At 70.8% G+C, this 2,176-nt stretch carries 3 protein-coding genes and 1 pseudogene; 3 read left to right on the top strand and 1 reads right to left on the bottom strand.

Going from position 1 to position 2,176, the window contains the following annotated elements:
• A partial coding sequence (locus ACFT4A_RS42375; RefSeq protein WP_382842041.1) for a GntR family transcriptional regulator occupies positions 1–364 on the bottom strand: 364 nt, incomplete at its 3' end.
• 269 nt (positions 365–633) lie between these two features.
• On the opposite strand from ACFT4A_RS42375, the gene ACFT4A_RS42380 reads away from it, so the two are divergent.
• From ACFT4A_RS42380 to ACFT4A_RS42390, 3 genes and pseudogenes are all read left to right on the top strand, one after another.
• A complete protein-coding gene (locus ACFT4A_RS42380) occupies positions 634–1,005 on the top strand; it encodes a hypothetical protein (RefSeq protein ID WP_382549289.1) in 372 nt (123 codons plus the stop codon).
• Between the two features lie 2 nt (positions 1,006–1,007).
• Complete coding sequence (locus tag ACFT4A_RS42385; RefSeq protein WP_382549291.1) at positions 1,008–1,532, top strand: hypothetical protein; 525 nt, start codon at positions 1,008–1,010, stop codon at positions 1,530–1,532.
• Positions 1,529–2,176 (top strand): annotated as a pseudogene (locus ACFT4A_RS42390) (hypothetical protein); the annotation flags it as partial. The gene ACFT4A_RS42385 and the pseudogene ACFT4A_RS42390, both read left to right, overlap by 4 nt.

Below are 2,176 nucleotides of genomic sequence, written 5' to 3' on the forward strand. Positions count from 1 at the left end.
GCTCGATCCCCAGAACCTCAGACACCGCACCGCCGACGGGCGTCAACTTCGCCGACAGGATGCGCTGTTCGTCCCCGGGGGCGTACGCCTCCCCACGCTCCCGGGAGCCGTTCACCCGCACGCGCAGGGTCGCGAAGTCGTGCGGACGGAAGGTCGCCGCGTACCCGAGTCCCCGCACCGCTGAGGCGTACCCCTCCATCGCCAGGGCCTTCAGGGCCCGCTGTGCGGTCTTGGTGGCGACGCCCCACTCGGTAGCGATGTCGCGCACCGACGGGAGCCGCGCGCCGTCGGTGATCTGTCGGTCGGCGATCAGCCGGCGGTAGTGGTCGGCGATGTCGAGGTAGCCGACTTCGGTGGGGTCCATGGGGTTCTCTCCTGCGGTTGGTGACGTCCGGTCAAGTTCCTCGCTCGACCACAGACTTGATGCTACAAGGGTGTGGCACTCAGGTACACAGTGTAGTACCGTCGTACTCGCTTGGTGCTAGTCCGTACGTCACACAGCGCCCCGCCCGATCACCTTCCACAGATCGCGGGCGGGGCTCCGTAGCAGCCACCTCGTGAAGGGAACCGCCGTGTCCCACGCTAGCCCCTCGGAGCTCCAGCTCCATGACCCCCGGTTTGTGGGGGTTTGACATGACTGTGTCGGAGAACTTTGACGACATTCCGGACCTCGACCCGACCGACGCGAACGCGATCAACTGGGACCGAGTCCGTGCCGCAGTGAAGGCTGCTCGCCCGCTGCGCACGCTCACGATCATCGGTGCCGCGACCGTTCCCGCCCTGGTGTGGGCGGAGGAGGTCGCGATGCCGGTGACCAAGGAGCTCTCCGTGGACGCCGCCTTCGCTACCGCGTTCATGACCTCGGTCCTCTGCGCGGTGGGCATGGCCACCGGAGGACGCATCCGCCGGTGGGTCTCGGCCGCCCTCCTGGTCGCGGCCGTCGGCGGAACGCTGATCGCCGACCCGACCCGCAGCCTCATCTCGACCTGGATCGTGGGGGCCTGACCGTGGACCTGATCACCTTCACCCACGTCGTCACCCGCGCCGGCGCCGCCTTCGGGTTCTTCCTGATGTGCGTCACCGCGATGAGCATTTACTACTCCCGGGGCCGCAGCCTCAAGGCCCTCAAGAAGCGCAAGGTCTGGCTCCCGTGGGCCGGGTCCTTCCTCACGATGGTCCTGGCCTCGGCCGTCACCGGTGGCCTCCTCGGCAAGATCTCCGGCGGCTTCACGGGCAGCGGCAACCAGCTCGGCGCCACCGTCGGCGACATCGGGGTCGGGCAGTCCGGTGACGCAGCGGTCCCCCTGTCCACCGGCGAGGTCCTGTCCTACTCGGGCAGCTGGATCGCCCTCGTCCTCGTCGTGGGCCTGGGCCTGTTCATCTGGTTCGCCAAGGGCTGGGGCGAGCGGGCCCTCGCCCTCTCCGGCGGGGTAACCGGCGCCACCTGGGGCATCACGGTCGCGATCGGCGGCTGGGCCTCCATGATCTTCGTCCCGCTCGTCTCCTGGCTCGGGGAGGTGCTGATCGGATGATGCATCGCACCCGCTCAGGAGCACGGCACCTCGCGATCTACCTCGCCCACTGGGCGGGCGCGCACACCGTCTCCAACGAAGAACTCCTGCGCCGCATCGTCAAGGCCCGCGCCGAGGCCCACCAGGAGAAGCTGGAGGAGCACCGGCGCCTGGCGCGCAAGGCGTTCAAGACCGTCGAGAAGTACACCCGCATCGCCGAGGAGGACGGGGGCCTGACCCCGTCTGCCAAGGCCACGCTCAAGGCCGCGAAGTTCGAGGCCGACCGCAACACGGCCGCCCTTCGGGCGCTGGGCGAGTTCGTGGTCCCCAACCTCGACCCGGGCCAGGTCCGCCACCGCCGGCACCGGATCGCCGCCGCCCGCTGCACGGTCCTCGCGGCCCCGGCCGCCGGGATCGTCACCCTCTCGGTGACCACCACGTGGTGGGCCGCCCCGGCCGCCGCGCTCCTGGGGGCCTTCGGCTCCTGGGCGCGCGGCCCCCGCCCCTTCCAGCTCACCACCCGCCCCGTCCCGGCCGAGCTCATCGCCGAGACCCCCCACGTCCTGCCGCCCGCCCCCACGCAGCCCGTTGTCGACGGCGAGGCCCTGCCCGCCATGCCCCCCATGCCGGTTGGGCCGCCCCCCGGCGCCGGAGTCGAGCCGGAC

The sequence above is a fragment of the Streptomyces sp. NPDC057099 genome, assembly GCF_042671245.1.
Classification (GTDB): domain Bacteria; phylum Actinomycetota; class Actinomycetes; order Streptomycetales; family Streptomycetaceae; genus Streptomyces; species Streptomyces purpurascens.

What these genes read in the sequence shown, in the direction of transcription:
- ACFT4A_RS42380 (WP_382549289.1), top strand. Translation starts at nt 634, where the DNA reads ATGACTGTGTCGGAGAACTTTGACGACATTCCGGACCTCGACCCGACC.